This window comes from Allonocardiopsis opalescens (assembly GCF_003002095.1).
Lineage (GTDB): Bacteria > Actinomycetota > Actinomycetes > Streptosporangiales > Streptosporangiaceae > Allonocardiopsis > Allonocardiopsis opalescens.
Genome location: NZ_PVZC01000002.1, coordinates 60,418 through 82,469 on the forward strand (window position 1 = coordinate 60,418; position 22,052 = coordinate 82,469).

Below are 22,052 nucleotides of genomic sequence, written 5' to 3' on the forward strand. Positions count from 1 at the left end.
TCGGGGCCACCACCCCTCGAATGCGAAGGAGCCCATCCATCATGACCGACCACAGCCGACTCCACACCCCCGACCACGACACCGACACCGAGTACGCCGAGCAGGTGCGTCCGCCGCTGCTGGGTGCCTCGGTATGGACCGCGGTGACCGCCCGCGCGGGTGGCCGGTGCGAGTGCACCGGCGAATGCGCACGGCCCCACCCCCTCGCCGACTCCGACGACTACGCGCGTGGGCGGGGGCGCTGCCCGGCCGAGCAGCGGCCCGGCCGGCCCCTGCACGCCGTCCCGCGCACCCCGGTGCCCCCCTCCCAGGGCGCCGCGCTGGGGGCCGAGCAGCTGATGGCGATGTGCGCCCCCTGCCACACCCGCCGCGACACCCACCACACCCGCACCCTCCGCGCCGCACCGACCACCGATGCTTTGTTCGACCTCGGCGAGGTGACCGGGTGAGGTTCTACCTGGGCACCCACATGCCCAACTGGCTGAACACCGCCGGTGTGCCGCTGTTCGTCTCCCACCGCCGCCTTGCCGGGCGTCGCAGCCTGCCCCGCGCCGCCGCACCCTGGGCGCTCGACAGTGGCGGGTTCACCGAGATCAGCATGTTCGGGGAGTGGCGCACCACCCCGGCCGAGTACGTGACGGCGGTGCGCCGCTACCGCACCGAGATCGGACAACTGGAGTGGTGCGCCACCCAGGACTGGATGTGTGAGTCGGTGATGCTCGCTCGCACCGGGCTGAGCGTGGCCGACCACCAACGGCGCACCGTCGCCAACTACCTGGAACTGCGCCACCGCGCCCCAGACCTGCCCTGGGCCATCCCCTTGCAAGGGGCCACCGTCGCCGACTACCTGGGGTGCGCGGACCGCTATGAGGCCGCCGGCGTCGACCTGGCCGCCGCCCCGGTGGTCGGCCTGGGGTCGGTATGCCGCCGCCAGGCCACCAGCGAGATCACCACCATCGTCACCGCCCTGCACGCCCGGGGCATCCGCCAACTGCACGGCTTCGGGGTCAAGACCCTCGGCCTGCGCCGTATCGGCCACCTCATCGCCTCCGCCGACTCCATGGCCTGGTCCTACGACGCACGCCGCCGCCCCCCGCTCCCGGGCTGCACCACCCACATCAACTGCGCCAACTGCCCCCGCTACGCCCTGGCCTGGCGCACCCGACTCCTCACCAACCTCCCCACCCCTCCCGCGGAAGGAGCAGCCGCCGCATGAACACCACCCCGCCCGCAGTCCGTCTGATCTCGTTCGGCTACCTGCACAGCCCCCCGCCCGCCGCCGACCTCACCGCCAACGTCCGCGAGGCGCTGCGCGACCCCGCGCGGGTCGCCGGGATGCTCGACCTCACCGGCCACCACCCCGCCGTCCAGCGCGCCGTGCACGCCACCCCCGGCGCCCGCCGCCTGCTGTTGGGTCTGGCCGCCCACGTCGCACGCCAGCGCCGCGACCGGCCGCTGACCATCGCCATCGGCTGCGCCGGCGGCAGGCACCGATCCGTCGCGTTGGTCGAACTGCTCGCCCGCCGCCTGCGGCTCATCGGCCGTGCAGCCACCACCGAACACCTCCATGTGCATCTCCCGCGCGTCGTGCGCGACATCGATGGCGGGGGTGCGGTGTGAATGTGGATGCGGCGCTGGCCCGCAACCTCGCCCGCGCCACGCATGGTCGGCCGGTGTCCTTCGCCCTGCTCGCCGCCGCCCGGGGCTGGTCGGTGTTCCCCGTGGTTTCCGGGGACAAGCGCCCCGCCGTGCGCGACTGGGAGGGGGAGGCTACCACCGATGTCGACCTCATCCGTGGCCACTGGGCGCGGCGCCCCGCCGCCAACGTCGGCATCGCCTGCGGCCCCTCGCGCCTGATGGTGGTGGACCTGGACGTCCCCAAGCCGGGGCAGGTGCCGCCGCCGGAGCTGGCCGAGCTGGACGTGCGGTGGGGGCTGGACACGCTCACCGTGCTCGCCCACAACCACGGGCAAGCGCTGCCGTTGGAGACCTTCACCGTGCGGACCGGCAGGGGCGGGCTGCACCTGTACTTCACCGCGCCCGAGCGGGTGCAGCTGCGCAACACGTCCGGGCGGGACGGCGGTGGGTTGGGGTGGATGATCGACACCCGCGCCAACGGCGGCTTCGTCGTCGGCCCCGGCAGCCGCGTGGACCAGCCTGACGGCGCCGGCCGCTACACCGTCATCGACCGCACTGACCCCGCCCCGCTCCCCGACTGGCTCACCCGCCTACTCACCCCCACACCGGCACCGACACGCCCCGCCGGCGGCTGGCCCTGGCAAACAGCCCAGCTGCGCGACGTGCCCGCCTACGCCGCCGCCGCGCTCCGCCGCGAGGCCGAGCAGGTCGCCGACACCAAACCCGGGGCGCGGCACCACACCCTCAACCGGGCGGCGTTCTCCCTCGGCACCTTGGTAGGCGCGGGCACCCTGCCCCGCGAGGCCGTCGAAGACGCCCTACGGGACGCCGCCCTGGCCGCCAACCGGTACGGCGACCCCAACACGGTGCGGGAGATCAACGCCATCATCCGCAGCGGCCTGACCGCCGGAATGGCCCGCCCCCGCACCACCGCCGCCTGACCCACCGCCGCCCGACCCACCGGAGGGTTGGAAGCCTTCCCGCCTCACCACGACCGGTCTGAAGCTTCCAACCCTCCGGCGCCAAGGGCGACCCGTTCAACGCCTCACGACCCGCACACCTATGGAAGGCCCACCCATGCCCAACTCAGCCACCCACGGCGAAGAGTGGGAACCGCCCGCGCCCCTCGGCAGCGACCGCACACGGCTGCCCGCCTTCCCCGCCGATGCCTTCCCTGGTTGGCTCGCTGACTTCGTGGCCGCCGTGGCGACCGAGACCCAAACCCCAGTTGACCTGGCCGGGTCCATCGCCCTGGCGGTGCTGTCCACGGCGGGCGGGGGCCGCGCCGTGGTGCACGTGCGGGGTTCTTGGGTGGAGCCGGTGAACATCTTCACCGTGGTGGCCATGCCGCCCGCCTCTCGTAAGTCGGCGGTGTTCCGGGCGCTGACCGCGCCCCTGATGCGGGCGGAGAAGGCCCTCAAAGACCGCATCGAACCCCAGATCATGGAAGCCGAGCAGGCCCGCCGCATCGCCAACGCAGTGGCGGAGAAGGCCGCCCGCGCCGCCGCCGGGCGAGGCGGCGGGGACACCGACGCGCTCGCCGAGGCCACCAGCGCAGCCGTGGCCGCCGAGGACATCACCGTGCCCGTCCGCCCGGTGCTGGTCGCCGACGACATCACCCCTGAACCGGCGGCATCGCTGCTCGCCGAGCAGGGCGGGCGCCTCGCGGTGCTGTCGGCCGAGGGCGGCATCTTCGCCACGCTCGCCGGACGCTACTCCGGCGTGCCCAACCTTGACCTGTTCCTGAAGGGCCACGCCGGGGACATGCTGCGGGTCGATCGGCGCAGCCAGCCGCCCCTGCACGTCGAACACCCCGCGCTGACCCTCGGACTGGCCGTACAGCCCGAGGTCGTCCGGGATATCGCCGACATGCCGGGCTTCCGAGGCAAGGGCCTGCTCGGGCGCATCCTGTACGCGATGCCGGCCAGCAACATCGGCAGCCGTGACGAAGACCCGCCCATCGTGCCCGAAGTACTCGCCGCTCGCTACGACACCCAGGTTCAATCCCTGGTCAACGACCTGTACGGGTGGGACGACCCCATGCGGCTACAGCTGTCGGCCGACGCCGCCCAGCTGCGCGCGGAGCTGTCCCGCGCGATGGAGCCACGGCTTCATCCCGACACCGGCGACCTCGGCCACGTCGCCGACTGGGCAGGCAAGCACGTCGGCGCCGTGTGCCGCATCGCTGGCCTGCTGCACCTAGCCGCCCACGGCGGCGACGGACACCGCCACCTCATCGACGGCGCCACCATGACCGCCGCCGCCCGCATCGGCGACTACTACGCCGCCCACGCCATCGCCGCCTTCGACTCCATGCACACCACCCCCGGCATGGCCGACGCTCGATTCCTGCTCGGCTGGCTCCGCCGCAACCCCGTCCGTGAGTTCACCGCCCGCGCCATCGTCCGCGCCACACCGAAAGGACGGTGCAGCACCGTCGCCGACCTCGCACCCGCCCTCGACCTCCTCGAACAACACGGATGGATACGCCAAAACCCCACCCCCGAACAGAAAGGACGCGGACGCCCGCCCGCCCCCACCTACAGCACACACCCCGACATCAGCGGTTCCGGCGCATAGCCGCCAAACACACACGCCGGAACTCAACTCAGCCGAAGGAGACGATTCCCATGGAAACGGAAACCCTATACCGGCTTCCCGACGCGATGAAGATTCTCGGTCTTCGCCGCAGCAAGATCTACGGATTGATGAACTCCGGGCGACTGCGCAGCGTCAAGGAGGGACGCGCTCGCCTTATCCCGTCATCCGCCATTCGCGAGTACGTCAACCTGCTTGAGAAGGAAGCCGAGGAAGCTGCATGAACAGCACCCCTCCGATCGCTCCGGACGACGAGCCGAAGCCGAGCAAAAAGCGCGGGGGGAAGCGCGCGAATGGAGAGGGGTCCATCTTCCCCTACCGCAACCGTTACGCTGCCTACGTTTGGATCACTACGCCCACGGGAGAGAAAAAGCGGAAGTGGGTGTACGGAAAAACACGGGCAGAGACCCACGATCGTTGGCTGAAGCTGCACCAGCAGGCGAAGGCAGGGCCCGTCGCCACGTCGATACCGACGCTAGCCCAGTACCTCACGTACTGGCTCGCCGAGGTCGTCACGCCGCACCTGGCTCCGATGACGAGCAGCAACTACGAGATGTTCGTCCGACTGTACATCTCCCCAAAGCTGGGAAAGAAGCGACTCGACAAGCTGACGGTCCGCGAAGTGCAGATGTGGATCAATCAGCTCGCCGAAGAGTGCCAATGCTGCGTTCAGGGTAAAGACGCCCAGCGGTCGGAGAAAAACCAGCGATGCTGTGCTATCGGCAGGTGCTGTGACACACCCATTTCCACGCGAACCGTTCGCGACGCATGGACCACACTACGGAACTCGCTGAACAACGCCATCCGAGAAGAACTGATCACGCGAAACGCCGCCGCCCTCGTGCGCGTACCCAAGGGCAGGCGACGGAAAGAAAAGCCGTGGTCAGTCGAGGAAGCGCGTCAGTTCCTTGAATCGGCTCGTGCCGAAGGCGACCCATTCTATGCGGCGTACGTTTTGATTCTCGTGATGGGATTCCGACGCGGTGAGGCACTAGGAGTGCAAAGGAGTTCGATCGACTGGGACGGATGGAACGAGCCGTGCGACGATCACAATAAGCAGTTCTGTCCTGAGTGCCTGAGCGAGCGCTCTGTTGAACTCCGAGTGGAAAGGCAGATTCAGCGAGTCAACGGGAAATTGCTGCACCGGGAGGTCAAGACGGAGTCCTCGGAGGCCCCGCTTCCGCTGCCGGACATCTGTGCCGCTGCCCTGCGTCTACGGCTCGCCGAGCAGGACAGGGCCCGGAAGCACGCCACGGAGTGGGCGGCGGGGGCGCTGGATCTGCTGTTCACCACGCGGACCGGCCGGCCGATCGAGCCTCGGAACTTCAACCGGAGCTTCGAGGCTCGTTGCCGGAAGGCAGGGGTTCGCCGGATCAAGGTCCACACCACACGCAAGACGTGCGCCTCGCTATTGGTGGCCCTGGACGTACACCCGCGCGTGGCCATGCAAGTCCTCCGGCATAGCCAGATCAGCGTGACGATGGAGGTCTACGCCGAGGTGTCCAGCAAGGAGACCCGCGCAGCCCTGCGGCAGCTGGGGGACCGCCTGACGTCTCCCCGCAGGGAGTCGGGCCCTTAGCGTTGCTGTACTCCGTAGCTGTACGGGCCGGTCGCGAACACCGCGACCGGCCCGTTTCTGCTGGTGGAGCTGAGGGGATTTGAACCCCTGACCCCCTCGATGCGAACGAGGTGCGCTACCGGACTGCGCTACAGCCCCTGGAACAACGAGAACCAGATTAGCACTCGCCGAAGAGTGGACGCGCCCGGATTTCCGCCGCACGCGGCGGGGGCGGTCAGTCCCCCACCGCGCGCAGTTGGGCGTCGGCGTACTGGTCGTAGGGCTGGTCGCGGGCGGAGTCGAGGTCGATGACCTCGGCCTGGGCGGCCTCCCTGGCCCGGCGGGCGCGACGCTTGCGGGCTTCGGCGGCGGCGCGGGCGCGCTCGGCCTCACGGGCGCGGCGTTCGGCGTCGACGCGCACCGCCGTGCGGAGCAGGGCGAGGTGGCCGGCGAAGAGGAGTACCGGCGGCACCAGGACCCACCAGGGGCCGGCGCCGAGGGCGACGGCGACGGCGGTGGCGGCGAGCAGCAGGACCAGGCCGGCGGTGCGGCGGCGCCTGCGGGCGATGACGCGGGCCCGGCTGGTGCGGCGCTGTTCGGCGTAGGCGGCGTCGTCGGCGGGCCGCCGGTCGGTGCGGTGGGCGGCGCCGTCGCCGGGGTACGTGTCGGCGGCGGCGTCGTCGGTCGCGTCGGCCTGCTCCTCACCGTCGGCGGGGTACCCGTCGGTCTCGGTGTCGTGGAGTTCGGTGCCGGTGCCGCGGCGGAGCCGGAGCCCGAAGACGCGGCGCTCGCCGTCGGCGTCGCGGCGCAGCAGCATGGGGACGAGGACGACGGCCCAGACCGCGACGATGGCGAGGTAGAGCGGAGAGCTGCTCATCGCCCCTCCTCGCGCATCCGTTCGTGCACCGGCCACCGTTCGTGGCACATCCGCTTCCGGACTCGGAGTCCGGCCTGACGGGCAGGTCGTCGTTGCAGCGAGGTACGGACGGTCCCCTTTCGCACTGTCGTGACCACTGCCGTTCCCGCTCGCGTCGACCGTGCTCGGAGGCTCCGGCCAGGCCCGTCACGGGCGCGCTCACGCTCCGCACGGTAAAACCCGCTGTTGGCAGAAGACGAGCATTGCGCCCGGTGTGTCGCGAGATCGCGACGCGTGCGTTGTGCCCGGCAGATCCCCTTGGCGGCGGAAAACTACTGCTGCGTAGGGTCTCAGCTGCCATTTCCCGATTCCGGGGACGGAGCTCAGGGAATGGTCAAGGATCCTTCCAGTTGCTGCCGGATCCGGCCATTCGGCCACATTCGCCGCACCGTTCGCTTTTGGCGAAACGCGTGCTCAGGTCTGGGCGCCGCGTGCGTTGCGCCATCGGGTGAGGAGTCCGGTCGGCACGTCCTCGACCGTCAGGGCGTAGCAGGTGTGGTCGCGCCACGCTCCGTCGATGTGCAGCTGGCGGCGGCGTACCCCCTCTTCCCGGAAGCCGAGCTTCTCCACCACCCGTCTGCTCGGCAGGTTCTCGGGCCGGATGTTGGCCTCGATCCGGTGCAGTCCGACGTGGAAGAAGCAGTGGTCGACGGCGAGGGCGAGCGCGGTGGGGGTGACGCCGCGCCCGGCGAAGCGGCGGTCGATCCAGTAGCCGACCTGGGCGGATCTGGCCGAGCCCCACACGATGGCGCCGATGGTGAGCTGGCCGACGAACTGGCGTTCGTAGGTCACCACCCACGGCAGGGCCACCCCTTGGCGCGCCTCGCGCCGCATCACCTGCGCCATGGCGACGTAGGGGGTGATGCCGGTGCGGTAGAGCGGGGTCTCGGGGTTGGTCGGCTCCCAGGGGCGCAGCCACTCGGCGTTGCGCAGCCGGACCTCGCGCCAGACGGCCGCGTCACGGATCCGCAGCGGTCGCAGGCGCACCGGTCCTTCTTCCAGGGTGACCGGCCAGCCGCGCAATCGATCCACTCCTCGATGATTCCGCCATTTCCCCGGCCGCGCCACCGCCCGCCGGGATCGGCGGGCGCGGTGCGGGCCGGAACCGGCGAAACGGGACCGGCGGGGACATGCCAACGATAATTCACCCGCCCGCCGCCGGGGGTGGGTCGGCGGCGGCCCCGCGCTCGTGGTCTCTGCCGCGCATCTGCCCGACGGCGTGCGCCAGCAGCGGACCGAGCACGGCCATGCCGTCGCGTACGCCGCCGGTGGAGCCGGGGAGGTTCACCACCAGCGTGCGGTGGCCGCCGCGCTCGACGACTCCGGCCAGGCCGCGTGAGAGCACGGCGGCGGGCACGCCCGCCTCGACGCCCTTGGCGCGCAGGGCCTCGGCGATGCCGGGGATCTCGTAGCGCAGCAGCGGGCGGGTGACCTCGGGGGTGGCGTCGGTGGGGCTGATGCCGGTGCCGCCGGTGGTGACGGCGATGTCGTAGCCGGCCTCGGCCGCGGCGGCGATCTCGGCCGCCACCTCGGGGCCGTCGGGGACGACCCGGGGGCCGTCGGCCGTGCAGCCGGCCTCGGTGAGCAGCCGGACCAGCAGGGGTCCCGAGGTGTCGTCGTAGACGCCGGCGGCGGCGCGGTTGGAGGCGGTGATGGCGATGGCTCTCATCGGTCCGGGTCCTCTCGGGGGCGGGTCCAGTGCCCGGTCTTCCCGCCGGTCTTCTCCTCGACCCGCACGTCGGTGACGACGGCGGCGGGGTCGACGGCCTTGACCATGTCGATGAGGCCGAGCGCGGCGGTCATCACGCAGGTCAGCGCCTCCATCTCCACACCGGTGCGGTCGGCGGTGCGCACGGTGGCGGTGATCGAGACGCCGTGGTCGGTGACCTCCAGGCCCACGTCCACGCCGTGGATCGCGATGGGGTGGCAGAGCGGGACGAGGTCGGGGGTGCGCTTGGCGCCCTGGATCCCGGCGATGCGCGCCACGGCGAGCGCGTCGCCCTTGGGCACGTTCCCGGAGCGCAGCGCGGCCACGGCGGCGGGCGCGAGCAGCACGGTGCCGCTGGCGGTGGCGGTCCTGGCCTGGACGTCCTTGCCGGAGACGTCGACCATGCGGGCCGCGCCGGCGGCGTCGAGGTGGGTGAGTCGGGGTTCGGTCATCGGTTCGGCAGCTTCATCACTTCGACGGTCTGGTCGGCCCCGATCGAGGTGGCCGGCTCGGGCACCACGATGAGGGCGTTGGTCTCGGCCAGCGCCGAGAACTGGTGGGAGCCCTGGCGGGTGACGGGCGCGACGACGTAGCCGTCGGGCCCGTACTCCAGGATGGACCGCAGGTAGGACCGGCGGCCTTCCGGCGAGCTGACGGGGGCGGTGAGCCGGGCCCGCACCGACGGCAGCGGCTCGGGCGCCAGCCCCTGGAGCCGGGCCAGCGCGGGGCGGACGAACAGCTGGAAGGACACGTAGGCGCTGACGGGGTTGCCGGGCAGGGTGAAGATCGGGGTGCCGGCCTCGCCGACGGTGCCCCAGCCCTGCGGCATGCCGGGCTGCATGGCCACCCGTTCGAAGCTGACCGTGCCGAGCCGCGAGAGCACGTCCTTGACGACGTCGTGGGCGCCCATGCTGACGCCGCCGGTGGTGATGAGCACGTCGGCGTGGGCGAGGAGGTCCTCGATCGTGCCGAGCACGCCGCCGGGGTCGTCGCTGATGAAGCCGTGCCGGCTGCCGGCGCAGCCGGCCTCCATGGCGGCGGCGGTGAGCGCGAAGCTGTTGGACTCCCAGATCTGGCCGGGGCCGATGGGCCGGCCCGGTTCGACCAGTTCGGTGCCGGTGGACAGCACCACGACGCGCGGCCTGGGGTGCACCTTCACGGCCTTGCGGCCGACGGAGGCGAGCAGGCCCAGTTCGGCGGAGCCGACCCGGGTGCCCCGGCGCAGCACGACGGTGCCGGGGCGCACGTCGTCGCCGGCCCTGCGCACGGCGTTGCCGGGGCGCGGCGCCCGCCTGATCAGCACTTCGGCGATGCCGCCGTCGGTCCACTCCACCGGTACGACGGCCTCGGCCCCGGCGGGCAGCGGCGCGCCGGTCATGATCCGGGCCGCCATGCCGTCGCGGATCGCGTAGACGCCGCCGTCGCCGGCGCCGATGTCGGCCACGACCGGCAGCTTCACCGGGCTGCCGGGGCCGGCCGCGGCGACGTCGGCCATCCGCACCGCGTAGCCGTCCATCGCGGAGTTGTCGAAGGGCGGCAGCGCCACGTCGGCCGTGATCGGCTCGGCCAGTACCCCGCCGTAGGCGCGCAGCAGGTCGAGTTCGATCGGGTACACCGGTTGCACCACCGACAGGATGTCCGCGATGTGCTGTTCGACCGTCTTCATGGCCCGCTCCCTACCGCCCTGTCCACCCTGCCGTCCGCGCCGGGCACCGGCGCGCTAACGGGAGTCGGCCGTCAGCTGGTAGCTGTCCAGGAACTCCCGGAGCCACGGTACGAACTCCTTGGCCAGGTCGGGGCGCTCACACGCGAACTGCACCACGGTACGCAGGTAGTCGAGCTTGTTGCCGGTGTCGAAGCGGCGGCCGCGGAAGAGCACGCCGTGCACCGGGCCGCCCTCGGCCGGGCCCCGGCCGCTGAGGGTCTTGAGCGCGTCGGTCAGCTGGATCTCGCCGCCCCGGCCGGGCGGGGTGTGGCGCAGCACGTCGAAGACGGCCGGGTCGCACACGTAGCGGCCGATGATCGCCCAGCGGCTGGGGGCGTCCTGGGGGGCCGGCTTCTCCACCAGGTCCGTGACGGTGACGACGTCGTCGTCCTCGGTGGGGGTGATGGCGGCGCAGCCGTAGCGGGAGACGTGCTCGGGCTCCACCTCCATCAGCGCGACGACGCTGCCGCCGCGCTGCTTGCGCACGTCGATCATGCGGCGCAGCAGCTGGTCGTCGGAGCTGATCAGGTCGTCGCCGAGCAGCACGGCGAAGGGCTCGTCGCCGACGTGCTGCGCGCCGCAGAGCACGGCGTGGCCGAGGCCGCGCGGCTCGCCCTGGCGCACGTAGTGCACATTGGCCAGCTCGCTGGACTCGCGGACGGAGGCGAGCCGGTCGAGGTCGTCCTTGACCCGCAGCGCCTCCTCCAGCTCGTAGGCGCGGTCGAAGTGGTCCTCGATGGACCGCTTGCTGCGCCCGGTGATGAGCAGGATGTCGCCGAGGCCGGCGCCGACCGCCTCCTCGACGACGTACTGGATCGCGGGCTTGTCCACGATGGGCAGCATTTCCTTCGGCGTCGCCTTGGTGGCGGGAAGGAAACGGGTGCCGAGCCCGGCCGCGGGAACCACGGCCTTGGAAACCTGTTGGTAGTCCACCATGCCCGGAACCTTAGGCCATGGTGGTGCCCTCACGACGGGTACGGCGCGGTTAGCGTGGGCAACACGACACACGCGCCGCGCCCAGGGCGGCGCGGACGGGCTCGGGAGGCGCGGTGGCGGTGGGCGCGGAGAGCGCGGCGGCGAAGGCGGCGCTGCGCCGCCGGATGCTGGCGGCCCGGCAGGGGCTGACCGAGGCGGAGCGGTCCTTCGCGGGCTCGGCGCTGCGCGACACGCTGCTGGAGCGCCCCGAGCTGACGATGGGCGGCACCCTGGCCGCCTTCAGCGCGATGGGCACCGAGCCGCCGACGGGCCGGCTGCTGTACGGCCTGTGGAAGCGGGGCGCCTACGTCCTGCTGCCGGTGCTGCTGCCCGGCGGCGATCTGGACTGGGCGGCCTACGACGGCCCCGACTCGCTCGCGCCCGGCCCGGCCGGGGCGCTGGAGCCCACGGGGCCGCGGTACGGCGTGGACGCGGTGCGGCGGGTGGCCGCGATGATCGTGCCCGCGCTGGCCGTCGACGGCGCCGGGCGGCGCCTGGGGCGCGGCGGGGGCAGCTACGACCGCGCGCTGGCGCGGATGCCGGCCGGGGCGCTGACGATCGCCGCAATCTACGACGGCGAGCTGGTCGACGAGGTGCCGGTCGAGCCGCACGACCGGCCGGTGGCGGCGGTGGTCACCCCGGGCGGCGGCTTCCGGCGGCTGGGCTGAGGTCCGGCGGCGGGGGCCGCGCCGGAAATGTCCGCGGCCGCGGCGCCGTTGTGCTCCGTGGCACCGCGCGGGCCGGGCTCGGGCCCTGCCGCGGAGTAGCCGCGGAGGAGACGAGGTGCGCCGACGCGGTCCGCACCGGCGGCCCGGATGTCGCACCTGCGTCGCGCAGTGCGTAAGATTTAGCAGTCTTGAGGCCCGAGTGCCAGCAAGGAGGAGTCCGTGCCCACGTACCAGTACGCATGCACGTCATGTGACACCAAGCTCGAGGTCGTGCAGAAGTTCAGCGACGACCCGCTGACCACCTGCCCGGAGTGCGAGGGGCGGCTGCGCAAGCTCTACTCCGCGGTGGGCATCGTGTTCAAGGGTTCGGGCTTCTACCGCACCGACAGCCGGTCCGGCTCCAGCAGCGTCTCGTCGTCGGCCAACGGCGGCTCGAAGGACTCCGGCGGCTCCGCGGACTCCGGCTCGTCCTCGGCCAAGGAGAGCTCGGGCTCGGACGCGTCCTCGACCTCGTCGTCCTCTTCGTCCTCGGCCTCGTCGTCTTCGTCGTCGGGCGCTTCGTCCAGCAAGCCCGCCGCCCCCGTCTCCTGACCGCCACGGCGGCGCCCGCGGGCACCGTCGTGGCGCCGCCGCCGGCCGCGCGGCGGTGTGACACTCCGCACAGCGGTCGGCCGCGGCCCGGCGCGCCTGCGCTCAGCGCGCGGCCCGCCGCTCCCGCATGGCGTCGGCCAGGGCGCTGTCATAGCGCGACTCCTCGGCGGGCATCGCGGCCACCAGCGCCTCGGCGCGCTTGACGACCACGTCGGCGGCGAGCCGGTCGGTGGGCAGGTAGAGCAGGTCGGCCCGGACGCCCGCCAGCACCATCGCGCCGACCTCGTCGGGGTCGCGCCCGTAGGTGCGCAGCGCCGCGTCGCCCGCCTCGGCGAGCTCGTTCATCGCGGCCAGTTCGCGGTCGGACACCACTCCGGCCGGAAGCATTCGCACGCTGTTCTCCCCCACCTTCGTGCCGACCATGCCGGGGATCAGCACGCTCACCCCGATCGGCCGCCCCTCGTCGGCCAGGCCGCGCCGCAGCGCCTCCGACAGGCCCGTCACGGCGAACTTCGACGCGTGGTAGGTGTAGCCCGAGCTGCGCTCGGGGAAGACCGCCAGCCCCGCGGCCGAGGATGTGTTCACCACGTGCCCGGGCCCGCCCCGCTCGATCATGCGGGGCAGGAAGGTCTGGATGCCGTTGTTGACGCCGTCCAGGTTGATGCCCACGACGTAGTCCCAGGTGGCGTAGCTCAGCTCCGCGGAGATGGACTGGAGCGCGCCGACGCCCACACCCGCATTGTTCACCAGCACCGACACCGGCCCGACGCTGCGCTCGGCCGCGTCGGCCACTTCGGCGTAGCGCTCGCGGTCGCGCACGTCCAACTCGAAGACGGCGACGTCGGTGACCTCCGCCAGCTCCGCCCGCGCCTCGGCGAGGGCGTCCGCGTCGACGTCGGCGAGTGCCAGCCGCATGCCCGCGCCGGCGAAGGCCCGGGCGATCCCGCGTCCGATGCCCTGCGCCCCGCCGGTGATGAAGGCGGTCGCGCCCCTTACGTCCTCCATGCCGAACCTCTTCCCTGTCGAAAATCAGATTGACTCTATTTTTAGAGCTTATCTGTTTCCAGGGTCGATCCGGTAGGCTCGCCGCCATGGAACAGCCGCAGGGACTCCGGGAGCGCAAGAAGGCGCGGACCCGCCGCACCCTGGTCGAGACGGGGCTGCGCCTCTTCGACCGGCAGGGGTACGACGCGACCACGGTCGCCCAGATCGCCGCGGCGGCCGAGGTGGCACCGGCGACCTTCTTCACCTACTTCCCGGCGAAGGAGGACCTGGTCTTCGCCCAGCAGCCCGAACGCCTCCAGGCCCTGCACGCCGCCATCGCGGACCGCGCCCCCGGCGACTCCGTGGCCGACGTCCTGCTCCGCGGCGCGCGCCTGCTGCTCGAATCCGACGACTGGAGCATCGAGTCCGACACCGGCCTGTCCGCCGTCCGCGCCCGCCTGGTCGCCGAGGAGCCGTCCCTGCGCGCCGCCGCGCTGCGCCGCCTCTTCGACATCCAGGACGAACTGGCCGGCACACTCGCCCGCGCGTTCCCCGACGAACTGGACGACATCGCCGCCCACGCCGTCATCGGCTCCGTCGTCGGCGCCGTCATCAGCACCGCCATGTCCGCCGTCCGCCGCGGCGCCCCGGAGACCGTCCCCCAAGTAGCCATCCGCGCCGCCCAGATCGCCCTGGCGGGAACGGCCTGACGGCCCGGGCGGCGGAAGCGGGGACGACTCCTACGGCCCCGGCCGCCCGCACGCGCTCTCCCCCGCACGCGCTCTCCCCCGCACGCGCTCTCCCCTCGCAGGCACCCACACACACCCCCGCCCTCCCAAGGGGGGACGACCCCACATCCAGAATTTCGCGGCCGACACCGCCGCCGCCAGGGGCTACCCGCCGGTTGTGGACAACTCCGCCCGGGCGCCCGCGCCTGTGGACAGTGCGAGGCGGCCGGCCGCCGTTCCGCGTTACCGTCCCGGCATGCACACCACACCGCCGTCCCCGCGCCCCCGTCCCGCCCGCGCGAACCGGCCGCCCGGCAGCGCATGGCAGCGCGGCGCGCTCACCGTCGCCCGCTACCGCCGCCCCGCCGCGGCCGCCCTGTGCGCCGGCGCCGCGCTCGCCGCCCTCTACCTGGTCCGGCCGCCGCCCGAGCCCACCGCCGCGGTGCTGGCCGCCGACCGCGATCTCGCGGCCGGCGAGGTCATCGCCGCGGGCGCCGTCCGCACGGTCCGCGTCCCCACCGCCCTGCTGCCCGACGGCGCCCTGCGGCCGGGCTCCCGCCGCGCGGGCGAGCGCGTCGCCGGGCCGGTCCGCCGCGGCGAGGTGCTGACCGACGCCCGCCTCGACGCGCGGCCGCACCCCGACGACTTCGGTCCCGGCCTCGTCGCGGCGCCGGTCCGGCTCACCGACGGCGGCGTCGCCGCGCTGCTCCGCCCCGGGCAGCGGGTGGATCTACTGGCGGCCGGCGACGCCACCGAAGGCGCCGCCGTACGGCTCGCCGAGCGCGCGCCCGTGCTGGAGGTGCCGCAGGCGCAGCCCGACGCGGTCGACGGAGCGCTGATCGTGCTGGCCCTGACCCCGCAGCAGGCCGCCCAACTCGCCGCCCAGACCATCCACTCCCATCTCTCCGTTACCATACGTAACTGATTCATATCTCAACGTATCCACTGCGCGTACCCCCGGTCCCACGCGACCACGCGCGTCCCGACTCCCCGAAACGAAAGGCCGAACGACCTCATGAGCGGCTTCCGGAAGTTCCTGCTCCAGGGCAATCTCGTTCAGCTCGCCGTCGCCGTCGTCATCGGCGCGGCCTTCAGCGGACTCGTCACGTCCTTCACCGACGCCTTCATCTCGCCGCTGCTGGCCCTGCTCATGGGCGGCCTCCCCGACTTCAGCGCGGCGGCCTTCACCGTCGGCGACGCGGTGTTCCAGTACGGCCTCTTCGTCGACGCGCTGATCGACTTCGTGATCATGGCCGCGATCATCTACTTCCTGGTGGTGCTGCCGATCTCCAAGGTTCTGGAGCGGATCACCAAGAAGGAGGAGGCGACCGAGCACGAGTGCCCCGAGTGCCGGAGCCTCATCCCGCTGGCCGCCACCCGGTGCAAGTTCTGCACCAGCGAGGTCGCCGCTGCGATCACCTCCTGACCCGGCCCGCCCGGGTCCGGCCCCGACGGGCCGCCGCGGGGCCGGACCCGGCACGGCCACGGACGACGGGTCAGTAGTCGGCCTGCTCGGGCACGAACTCCCAGTGCCAGGGCTCGAAGGGGTTCGACTTCGCCCAGTCCGGGTGGATCCAGCCGTACCGCTGCCCGTGCTCCTCCAGCCAGTTGAACTGCTCCGAGCGGAAGTTCTGGATCCCGCCGCAGAGGTCGAGCGCCATGCCGAGGCCGTGGTTGCTGGTGCCGGGCACCGCCGCGAAGCCGGGACGGCTGTAGAACACCGACTGCTGCTCCGACAGCGGCCGGTAGGCGTCGGTGATGCAGATCGTCTCGCCGAAGTGGTCGAGGTACTCGTTGTTCAGCTCGATGAAGGCGGCGGCCGCGTCCGGGCGCAGCAGCTCGCCCTCTTCGTGCAGCTCGCACAGGTATTCGCTGGGGATCAGCCCGTTGGGATACTGGTCCGCCTCGGCCGCGAGGCCGGGATCGCAGGAGTCGTTGGTGTAGGGCATGTACCGCTCGCTGCTGAGCCCGCGCTCCTCCAGCTCGGCCAGCAGCTCGTCCGTCGACGCCTCGGACTGCTCGCGCAGTGCGTCGACCTGCGAGTCGACCTCCACCCGCTCCAGCTGGGTGCTCGCCTGAAGCTCCTGCGCCTCCCCGGCGAGCTCGCGCTGCCGCTCCTGCAGCTCGGCCGCCTCCTCGATCATCGCCTGCTGGTTCTCGCTCAGTTTCTGGAAGTCCGCGGCCAGCCGCAGGTCCTCCTCGGACTCCGACGAGGTCAGGATGCCCGCGACCCCGCCCAGGTCGGTCTGCTGGTAGGCGGCATTGGCGATCGCCCCGATCGGCTCGCGCAGCTCGGTCAGCCGCGTCTCGGCCTGCTGCAGCTCGTGCAGCGTGCCGACCAGCTGCTCCTGCGCCTCCTCCAGGCTCTGCTCACGCTCGCGGTACTCCCGCTGCGCGGCCTCCAGCTCCTCGGCGGCGGCGGTCGCGTTCTCACGCAGCTCGCTCAGCCGGTCCGCGGCGCTCACCGGAGCGCCGGCACCGAGGGCACCGGGGAGCAGCGACGTCAGGGCCCCGAGGACCACCAGACGTGTCGCCAGTCTCCGAATGGACACCCAATCCCCTCCGCGGGACGTCGTCGTGCAGAGCGACCGGGGACGTCTCACCGGCTCGGCGCACGCCCGCGCCCGCACTTTGCGAGTGGATCGTACGCGGTTCCCGGTTCGTCCGGACGCGATACCGCCCCAGCGGGCGACCCAGCGTACGGAGCCACGCACGGGACGTATCGTGCGGCGCGCAGACGGGTCACCTCCACCGCGAGCAGACCCATGCTAAACGCATACGCACCGTGCCCGAACCCCAGAACCGCGCACCCCGGACACGAAACGCCAAAATCACCGGCCGGACGGCGCCAGATCCGCGACCAGACCCACCAAGGCCCACCGATACGTCAGCACCACCGGCCCTTCGCCGACGCCGCCTCCAGCCCCGACCCAGCCGCGGACGCAAAAGCCAGGCGACCCGCCACCCACCTGTGCCAGACTTGAGCCGGTCACGGCAGGCGCTCACAGCCGCCCGCCCGGCCGGGATTCGATAGACTCGGCCCACGAACGCCCTCGTAGCTCAGAGGATAGAGCGTCGGTTTCCTAAACCGTGCGTCGCAGGTTCGATTCCTGCCGGGGGCACCCCACAGACCAGCCAGAACCTCAGGTGACCAGCGGATACGTTGGTCCCTGGGGTTTCGTGCGTGTGCAGCCAGATGCCGCCAGAAGCGGTCCGATGCGAGGGTTTGCGGAATATGCGCGGCATGGATTCCGAGGCGTCCACGCAGGTCAGCCGGGCAACAGCGGCGCGTCCCCAGGGTGTCCCTGACCTTGGCAGCGCCGGAGGCGTGAAGGTTCCCCGCGCAGGAGACGACACCTCATGCGGGCTTAAGTTCCCGCCGCGTCCTTAGGACGAGCTCTCAGCTTTTGAGTCACTGCCACGTCTTGCCCCTCCCCGATCGACCGAACCCGAGACGATGGGAGCGCCTGGTTCCGACCAACTGACGGGCTCTTTAGCAACCATCGAGGCCTGTGACGACGTCGTCTGAAATGCCATGAAGGCCGCCCAAGCGGCGGAGCACCATGTTGCTCAGCGACGCCCCCACCTGGCGAGAGCCCGAATAACGGCGGGGATGTCCTCAGTTCGAGCCCGGAGTAGTGCAATAACTCCCAGTACGAGCCACGGCACGAGCATGAGCAGCACAGGAAGAGCAAAAGACACGACAGAACACCTTTCAATGCGTCTGTCGCTGGCCCAAAATGCTACACTCGCGAATCTTGCGGAGACGCGACTGCAGCACCTGCAATGCGTTGTCCTCCAGGACGGAACACGACGCAAAACAGACGCCAGCGTAGTTCTGGCCAGATCATCACACTCTGCTCCCCTTCTCGTCAACCATGGGCGGAGACAGATACCAAGGTTAGTAACAGCGGAATGGATTCCGAGGCGTCCGCGCAGGTCAGCCCGGACAGCAGCGAAGGCCCCAGGGGCATCCTGGGGCCTTCGGGGAGCAGCGCACACGGTCAGTCGTCGTCTCGATCTTCGCCAAGGACCCCGTCAATGCGGCTGTTCATCGTCTAGGACTCGCCGTCGAGACAGCCGGCGTAGATGTCGAGCAGCACCTTGACCGAGTGGCCCGCCCGGTCCGCCACTTCGGGCGCCGGCACTCTCCCGTTGAGCCAGAGTGTCACCGCGGCGTGCCGCAGGGCGTACGGCGTCGCCCCGAGCGGAGACGCCACCTGAGCCGGCGTGAGCGCGAGCGTCCGCGCCTGCCGCCAGACCGACTCGATCGCCGACATGCGCTCGCACGTTGTACGCGACACACAGCCTCAGTATAGAAACAGGAAAGGACTTATACAGATAAGTAGGGGAGTCAATGTTGCGGTCTCCTCCCGTTGCAAGACGTTTGGATACCAGGTGTGCCGACGGACGTTCGCCGGGGAGCTTGACCAGGTTGGGGAGGTGCGGCGGTTCGTCGCGGAACACCTGGACGGGGCGGCCGGGCGCGATGACGCGGTGTTGCTGGTTGCGCGCCGTCGCGCGATCGAGCACCACGGCACGGGACGGTGGTCGCCCTCCGGCGCTGGTCACCAAGGCAGGGGAAGGCTCCTAGGCTGGCTCAGGTGCCTTGGTGGTTGCCCCCTTGGTGCGGTCGCATAACAGAACGGCACGATCTGGGGCTGCGGAATATGCGCGGAATGTTCTTGGTGTTGCCACCACCCACACCCCACTTTCACACAGGTCAGCACCCCACCGCACCCGACAACGCCGATCGTTTCCTAAACCGTGCGTCGCAGGTTCGATTCCTGCCAGGGGCACCCTCAAGTAGCAGCGAAAGACCCTCTCAACAACACAGATGCTGTGAGGAGTCTTGCTCGCCAGTCCGGTTCAGTCCGGCAGAATTCAGCTTCCTAGGGCTGGTCGTGCCCAATACGTGCCGACGTTTCGGCGCTCGGGATTCTATGAGTCCTTGAGCATGGCCTCAATGAGGCGGCACGCCCGCCCATGCCGTCTCAGCGGACAGGGCCGGAACGTCGATAGGACCACGAGGGCGGACGCGTTCAACCGGCGGCCGCGCGGCCCGCGCACCGGGTCAGGTGCGCACGCGCAGTCCGGCCAGAATGGTCTCCTGCAGGTCGTCGAACTGGGCGGCGCCCTCGGGGCCGCGTCCCAGGTAGCCGCCGATCTCCAGATGCGTCAGGCCGTGCACGGCCTGCCAGAGGATGCGGGCCACCCGGTAGGCGTCCCCGCTCAGTTCTCCCGCGTCGATCGCCGCCTGCACGCCCTCCACCAGGGCGAGGAAGGCGGGCCAGGCGCCGGCCAGGGCGTCGGGGTCCGGCCGGAAGTGCGGCACCGAGCGGCCGAACATGAGCAGGAACAGTTCCGTCTCGTCCCCGGCGAAGGCGCGGTACTCCTGCCCCATGCGACGCAGCCGCTCGATCGGTCCGCCGGCGTGCGAGGCCCGCTCGAAGCGTTCGCGCAGGAGGCGGAAACCCTCGTGGTACAGGGCGGCGACCAGCGCCTGCTTGCCGCCGTAGCTGCTGTAGACGGCCTGAGTGGAGGCGCCCACCGCCTGGGCGATCCGCCGCACCGTCAGCGCCTCGGGACCGTGCTCGCGCAGCAGCGCGAGGGCGGCGTCGAGCATGGCGTCCCGGCCGGGCCGGGAATGCGTGGGCTGGACCACTGGACATTGCTCCTATAACTAAGTTATTACTAAGTTATGACCAGTTCAGAGTACTCTCCGCACAAACCCGGCACGGCACGCCGCCCGCCTCTGTTCATCCGGATCGTCACCGACAGACGGCGGCTCCGCGCCGCCCACCTGCTGCTGTCCCTCGGGCTCGGCGTCCACGTGTACGGCCCATGGACCGACGAACCGGCGCTGCGCGCTCTCACGCAGTTCGGCCTGTTCCCCGCCATCGCCCTGGTCGGAGTGCTGCTGTGGCAGGCACCGCGAGTCCGACGGCTCGCGACGCGATGACCGGCGGCCGCCCGCTGCCCGCGGCACTCGCGGTCTTCGAACGCCGCCCCGCACCGCACTGGATCCCGGTCCTGCTCCCGATCGGCCTCGTCCTGCTCTTCGTCGGACAGCTCCTGGTGGCGAACAGCTTCGCGCTCGCCCGCCACCCGGTCTCGTCCTTCGCCGCCCAGTTCACCTTCGACGGCGCGACGGTGCGCGACCACTATCTGACAATGCAGGCCCAGGGAACGCTCGACGCCTTCATCACCTCCCGCCGCCTGGACTACGTGTTCATCCTCGGCCTCGCGCTGACCACCACCCTGGCCCCCATCATCTACGCACGGCTCCAGCCCCCCGGATCCCGGCTGCGCGCACTCGACCTGATCTGCGTCTGGATCATGCCGCTCTCGCCACTCCTCGACGCGATCGAGAACGTCCTGGAGTTCGCCATGCTCAACACCGTCCTCAGCGACCCGAACGCCGTACCGCACACCCTCACCGTGACCCAGTCCTGGCTATCGGTGGCCAAGTACGCGACCGGCCCACCGATCGGCCTGGGCCTGCTCACCGTCAACGTCATCGCACTCACCCTCACCGCGATCCGTACCGGCGGCCCCGGCGCACCCGCCACCCCGGCCGACACCCCGCCCCCAGGGGAGCCGGTGCGACGGTGACCGGCCGGATTCAACGATCACCCACGCCCGCCCGGCCCTCGCGCACAGGGCTCTCCCCGCCCCGCGCCGCACGCTGCTCGGGTACACCGTCCGCTCCATGCACTCGGGGTGAATCGATCGACTACACCATGGCCGTAGCCCTGACCTGGTCCACTCCGCGCACACGGGGGGTGAGCCGGACCCGCGGGTCGTCCGCATGGCGGTTGACGCGTCCGTCTCGCACCCGCAGGCACTCCCGGGGCGTGCCGGGCGAGCAGGCTCCGGCCCTGTCCCCGCCCGGGAGGCCGCCCACGGCTTCGGCCGCTGCGGTCGCGCCGGTCCAGCGCGCAGACGCGAGTGCTGACGCCCGACCAGGCATCGGATGGCGACCTGCGACGGTGCCACCCACCCGCGTCACACGGCCGCCTTCCACAGATGCGACCACGGTCCGGCCGACCGGAACGCAGTACAGGATGACCTGATGAGTCGGATCCCGTCTGCTGCGGAGAGGGCACGCAGGGACGTCGGTTGCCACAGGAGCCGCTTGATTTGGGATTGATCTCGGACGGCCGCTCAGCACGGACGATCGCTGCGTCCACACCGCAACCGGTTGCCGCCGAATCGTCGGACCGGGCTCCGCATCGGCCTGGGCCGCGACCACTGATGCGGCAAGGTCGTCGTGGCCGACGCTGCCCTGATTGCGCGCGGCCGAACACTGCCGGGGACTCGTGCGGTCGACGAGGGAGTGTCCCGCACGGCCCGGCGGCTACAGCCTCCCGGCCGACCATGGCCGCAGCCCGCTCGTACTGCACGCCTGGACCGTCACTGGACGCCCTTCGACCTGGCCGACACACTCCCCGCTTATGCCCGACCACCGCCGCGCTCCGAGCGTACGGCCGACCGGGGCGACCGGCGCGACTGCCGCCTTTGGGGTCAGCACGGTGCGCGCTGCTGATCCGGGTGGCGTCCTTCGCGGTGATGTACGGCTGCTACGTCGTCACCCCGTGGACCCACGCTGCTGTTCGACGCAGGGCTGTCGGCGACGGACGGGCCGACCGGTTGCACGCTGCTCAACTCCGGGGCATTTCGACGCCGCAGTACTCGGGGTGGTGGCCGCACACGTCGCACTCAAGTGAGTGTCGGCGGCGGTGACGCTATTCGTGTTCGGCCCGTCGACCGGCTCCCTGTCCGCGGCCGTTACGATCGGTGCGCTGACCGGGCTGTTCAGCAACAGTTGCGCGGCCGGGCGGTACGCCATCGCACCGCCGCGGTACGCGCCGTCGGTGCGAGCGGCCGGGGTGGGCCGGACGATCGGGGCCGGGCGGGAGTGATCGTCGCGCCGCTGATCGCAGGTGTGCCGCTGAAAGCGTCGTGGACGTCGACGCAGCT

The 22,052-nt window shown here is 71.4% G+C and carries 24 protein-coding genes and 2 tRNA genes; 15 read left to right on the plus strand and 11 right to left on the minus strand.

What is annotated here, in order from left to right; translation table 11 throughout:
* The first annotated feature begins 41 nt into the window (after positions 1–41).
* The 7 genes from CLV72_RS06990 (at position 42) to CLV72_RS07020 (ending at position 5,815) form a co-directional block, all read left to right on the plus strand.
* Positions 42–449 carry a hypothetical protein gene (locus CLV72_RS06990; RefSeq protein ID WP_106241735.1) on the plus strand — a complete coding sequence of 136 codons (408 nt, stop codon included), beginning with the start codon at positions 42–44 and terminating at the stop codon, positions 447–449.
* On the plus strand, positions 446–1,216 hold the full coding sequence (locus CLV72_RS06995; protein WP_211302761.1) for a deazapurine DNA modification protein DpdA family protein: 771 nt from the start codon (positions 446–448) through the stop codon (positions 1,214–1,216). The genes CLV72_RS06990 and CLV72_RS06995 overlap by 4 nt, the downstream gene beginning before the upstream one ends.
* Positions 1,213–1,620 (plus strand): RapZ C-terminal domain-containing protein, encoded by a 408-nt coding sequence (locus CLV72_RS07000; protein ID WP_106241738.1) that lies wholly within the window; start codon positions 1,213–1,215, stop codon positions 1,618–1,620. Before CLV72_RS06995 ends, CLV72_RS07000 begins: the two co-directional genes overlap by 4 nt.
* Positions 1,617–2,579: a bifunctional DNA primase/polymerase gene (locus CLV72_RS07005; protein WP_245929960.1), complete on the plus strand. Its 963-nt coding sequence runs from the start codon at positions 1,617–1,619 to the stop codon at positions 2,577–2,579. Before CLV72_RS07000 ends, CLV72_RS07005 begins: the two co-directional genes overlap by 4 nt.
* Before the next feature lie 136 nt (positions 2,580–2,715).
* Entirely contained in the window at positions 2,716–4,218 is a 1,503-nt protein-coding gene (locus CLV72_RS07010; protein ID WP_170140906.1) for a YfjI family protein, read from the plus strand.
* Positions 4,219–4,268: 50 nt separating this feature from the next.
* Positions 4,269–4,460 (plus strand): helix-turn-helix domain-containing protein, encoded by a 192-nt coding sequence (locus CLV72_RS07015; RefSeq protein ID WP_106241744.1) that lies wholly within the window; start codon positions 4,269–4,271, stop codon positions 4,458–4,460.
* Positions 4,457–5,815, plus strand: a complete 1,359-nt coding sequence (locus CLV72_RS07020) for a tyrosine-type recombinase/integrase (RefSeq protein WP_106241748.1) — start codon at positions 4,457–4,459, stop codon at positions 5,813–5,815. The genes CLV72_RS07015 and CLV72_RS07020 overlap by 4 nt, the downstream gene beginning before the upstream one ends.
* Positions 5,816–5,876: 61 nt before the next feature.
* On the opposite strand, the gene CLV72_RS07025 is transcribed toward CLV72_RS07020, so the two are convergent.
* The 7 genes from CLV72_RS07025 to galU form a co-directional block, all read right to left on the minus strand.
* Positions 5,877–5,953, minus strand: a tRNA-Ala gene (locus CLV72_RS07025).
* A 76-nt stretch (positions 5,954–6,029) separates the two neighbouring features.
* Positions 6,030–6,671 carry a divisome protein SepX/GlpR gene (gene sepX / locus CLV72_RS07030; RefSeq protein ID WP_106241751.1) on the minus strand — a complete coding sequence of 214 codons (642 nt, stop codon included), beginning with the start codon at positions 6,669–6,671 and terminating at the stop codon, positions 6,030–6,032.
* A gap of 453 nt (positions 6,672–7,124) precedes the next feature.
* Positions 7,125–7,742, minus strand: a complete 618-nt coding sequence (locus CLV72_RS07035) for a GNAT family N-acetyltransferase (protein ID WP_106241754.1) — start codon at positions 7,740–7,742, stop codon at positions 7,125–7,127.
* Positions 7,743–7,854: 112 nt separating this feature from the next.
* Entirely contained in the window at positions 7,855–8,379 is a 525-nt protein-coding gene (locus CLV72_RS07040) for a MogA/MoaB family molybdenum cofactor biosynthesis protein (RefSeq protein ID WP_106241758.1), read from the minus strand.
* Positions 8,376–8,870 (minus strand): cyclic pyranopterin monophosphate synthase MoaC, encoded by a 495-nt coding sequence (moaC, locus tag CLV72_RS07045; protein WP_106241762.1) that lies wholly within the window; start codon positions 8,868–8,870, stop codon positions 8,376–8,378. Before moaC ends, CLV72_RS07040 begins: the two co-directional genes overlap by 4 nt.
* Complete coding sequence (gene glp / locus CLV72_RS07050) at positions 8,867–10,084, minus strand: molybdotransferase-like divisome protein Glp (protein WP_106241765.1); 1,218 nt, start codon at positions 10,082–10,084, stop codon at positions 8,867–8,869. Before glp ends, moaC begins: the two co-directional genes overlap by 4 nt.
* A gap of 54 nt (positions 10,085–10,138) precedes the next feature.
* Positions 10,139–11,059, minus strand: a complete 921-nt coding sequence (gene galU, locus CLV72_RS07055) for a UTP--glucose-1-phosphate uridylyltransferase GalU (protein ID WP_106241769.1) — start codon at positions 11,057–11,059, stop codon at positions 10,139–10,141.
* 119 nt (positions 11,060–11,178) lie between these two features.
* On the opposite strand from galU, the gene CLV72_RS07060 reads away from it, so the two are divergent.
* Positions 11,179–11,766, plus strand: a complete 588-nt coding sequence (locus CLV72_RS07060) for a 5-formyltetrahydrofolate cyclo-ligase (RefSeq protein WP_170140935.1) — start codon at positions 11,179–11,181, stop codon at positions 11,764–11,766.
* 219 nt (positions 11,767–11,985) lie between these two features.
* A complete protein-coding gene (locus CLV72_RS07065; RefSeq protein WP_106241772.1) occupies positions 11,986–12,357 on the plus strand; it encodes an FmdB family zinc ribbon protein in 372 nt (123 codons plus the stop codon).
* A gap of 102 nt (positions 12,358–12,459) precedes the next feature.
* On the opposite strand, the gene CLV72_RS07070 is transcribed toward CLV72_RS07065, so the two are convergent.
* Entirely contained in the window at positions 12,460–13,362 is a 903-nt protein-coding gene (locus CLV72_RS07070; RefSeq protein ID WP_106241776.1) for an SDR family NAD(P)-dependent oxidoreductase, read from the minus strand.
* A gap of 86 nt (positions 13,363–13,448) precedes the next feature.
* Here CLV72_RS07070 and CLV72_RS07075 point away from each other — a divergent pair, with 86 nt between their 5' ends.
* The 3 genes from CLV72_RS07075 (at position 13,449) to mscL (ending at position 15,495) form a co-directional block, all read left to right on the plus strand.
* Positions 13,449–14,051, plus strand: a complete 603-nt coding sequence (locus CLV72_RS07075; protein ID WP_106241780.1) for a TetR/AcrR family transcriptional regulator — start codon at positions 13,449–13,451, stop codon at positions 14,049–14,051.
* 274 nt (positions 14,052–14,325) lie between these two features.
* Positions 14,326–14,994: an SAF domain-containing protein gene (locus CLV72_RS07080; protein ID WP_106241784.1), complete on the plus strand. Its 669-nt coding sequence runs from the start codon at positions 14,326–14,328 to the stop codon at positions 14,992–14,994.
* A 90-nt stretch (positions 14,995–15,084) separates the two neighbouring features.
* Positions 15,085–15,495: a large conductance mechanosensitive channel protein MscL gene (mscL, locus tag CLV72_RS07085; RefSeq protein WP_106241788.1), complete on the plus strand. Its 411-nt coding sequence runs from the start codon at positions 15,085–15,087 to the stop codon at positions 15,493–15,495.
* Between the two features lie 70 nt (positions 15,496–15,565).
* Here mscL and CLV72_RS07090 read toward each other — a convergent pair whose 3' ends face one another.
* Positions 15,566–16,534, minus strand: a complete 969-nt coding sequence (locus CLV72_RS07090) for a D-alanyl-D-alanine carboxypeptidase family protein (RefSeq protein ID WP_245929962.1) — start codon at positions 16,532–16,534, stop codon at positions 15,566–15,568.
* A gap of 584 nt (positions 16,535–17,118) precedes the next feature.
* Here CLV72_RS07090 and CLV72_RS07095 point away from each other — a divergent pair.
* Positions 17,119–17,191, plus strand: a tRNA-Arg gene (locus CLV72_RS07095).
* Positions 17,192–18,127: 936 nt separating this feature from the next.
* Here CLV72_RS07095 and CLV72_RS07100 read toward each other — a convergent pair.
* On the minus strand, positions 18,128–18,373 hold the full coding sequence (locus tag CLV72_RS07100) for a site-specific integrase (RefSeq protein WP_281262397.1): 246 nt from the start codon (positions 18,371–18,373) through the stop codon (positions 18,128–18,130).
* Between the two features lie 770 nt (positions 18,374–19,143).
* Positions 19,144–19,734, minus strand: coding sequence for a TetR/AcrR family transcriptional regulator (locus CLV72_RS07105; protein WP_106241795.1), 591 nt, complete (start codon positions 19,732–19,734; stop codon positions 19,144–19,146).
* 36 nt (positions 19,735–19,770) lie between these two features.
* Between CLV72_RS07105 and CLV72_RS07110 the strand changes: the two genes are divergently transcribed.
* Both CLV72_RS07110 and CLV72_RS07115 read left to right on the plus strand, forming a co-directional pair.
* Positions 19,771–20,031: a hypothetical protein gene (locus CLV72_RS07110; protein WP_106241800.1), complete on the plus strand. Its 261-nt coding sequence runs from the start codon at positions 19,771–19,773 to the stop codon at positions 20,029–20,031.
* Positions 19,992–20,684 carry a hypothetical protein gene (locus CLV72_RS07115; RefSeq protein WP_146159374.1) on the plus strand — a complete coding sequence of 231 codons (693 nt, stop codon included), beginning with the start codon at positions 19,992–19,994 and terminating at the stop codon, positions 20,682–20,684. The genes CLV72_RS07110 and CLV72_RS07115 overlap by 40 nt, the downstream gene beginning before the upstream one ends.
* The last annotated feature ends 1,368 nt before the right edge of the window (positions 20,685–22,052 follow it).

Bases quoted from the DNA above. Each gene is read 5' to 3' on its own strand.
- CLV72_RS06990 (WP_106241735.1), top strand. From the start codon at position 42: ATGACCGACCACAGCCGACTCCACACCCCCGACCACGACACCGACACC.
- CLV72_RS07000 (WP_106241738.1), top strand. From the start codon at position 1,213: ATGAACACCACCCCGCCCGCAGTCCGTCTGATCTCGTTCGGCTACCTG.
- CLV72_RS07010 (WP_170140906.1), top strand. From the start codon at position 2,716: ATGCCCAACTCAGCCACCCACGGCGAAGAGTGGGAACCGCCCGCGCCC.
- CLV72_RS07015 (WP_106241744.1), top strand. From the start codon at position 4,269: ATGGAAACGGAAACCCTATACCGGCTTCCCGACGCGATGAAGATTCTC.
- CLV72_RS07020 (WP_106241748.1), top strand. From the start codon at position 4,457: ATGAACAGCACCCCTCCGATCGCTCCGGACGACGAGCCGAAGCCGAGC.
- sepX (WP_106241751.1), bottom strand. From the start codon at position 6,671: ATGAGCAGCTCTCCGCTCTACCTCGCCATCGTCGCGGTCTGGGCCGTC.
- CLV72_RS07040 (WP_106241758.1), bottom strand. From the start codon at position 8,379: ATGAGAGCCATCGCCATCACCGCCTCCAACCGCGCCGCCGCCGGCGTC.
- moaC (WP_106241762.1), bottom strand. From the start codon at position 8,870: ATGACCGAACCCCGACTCACCCACCTCGACGCCGCCGGCGCGGCCCGC.
- glp (WP_106241765.1), bottom strand. From the start codon at position 10,084: ATGAAGACGGTCGAACAGCACATCGCGGACATCCTGTCGGTGGTGCAA.
- galU (WP_106241769.1), bottom strand. From the start codon at position 11,059: ATGGTGGACTACCAACAGGTTTCCAAGGCCGTGGTTCCCGCGGCCGGG.
- CLV72_RS07070 (WP_106241776.1), bottom strand. From the start codon at position 13,362: ATGGAGGACGTAAGGGGCGCGACCGCCTTCATCACCGGCGGGGCGCAG.
- CLV72_RS07075 (WP_106241780.1), top strand. From the start codon at position 13,449: ATGGAACAGCCGCAGGGACTCCGGGAGCGCAAGAAGGCGCGGACCCGC.
- CLV72_RS07080 (WP_106241784.1), top strand. From the start codon at position 14,326: ATGCACACCACACCGCCGTCCCCGCGCCCCCGTCCCGCCCGCGCGAAC.
- mscL (WP_106241788.1), top strand. From the start codon at position 15,085: ATGAGCGGCTTCCGGAAGTTCCTGCTCCAGGGCAATCTCGTTCAGCTC.
- CLV72_RS07110 (WP_106241800.1), top strand. From the start codon at position 19,771: ATGACCAGTTCAGAGTACTCTCCGCACAAACCCGGCACGGCACGCCGC.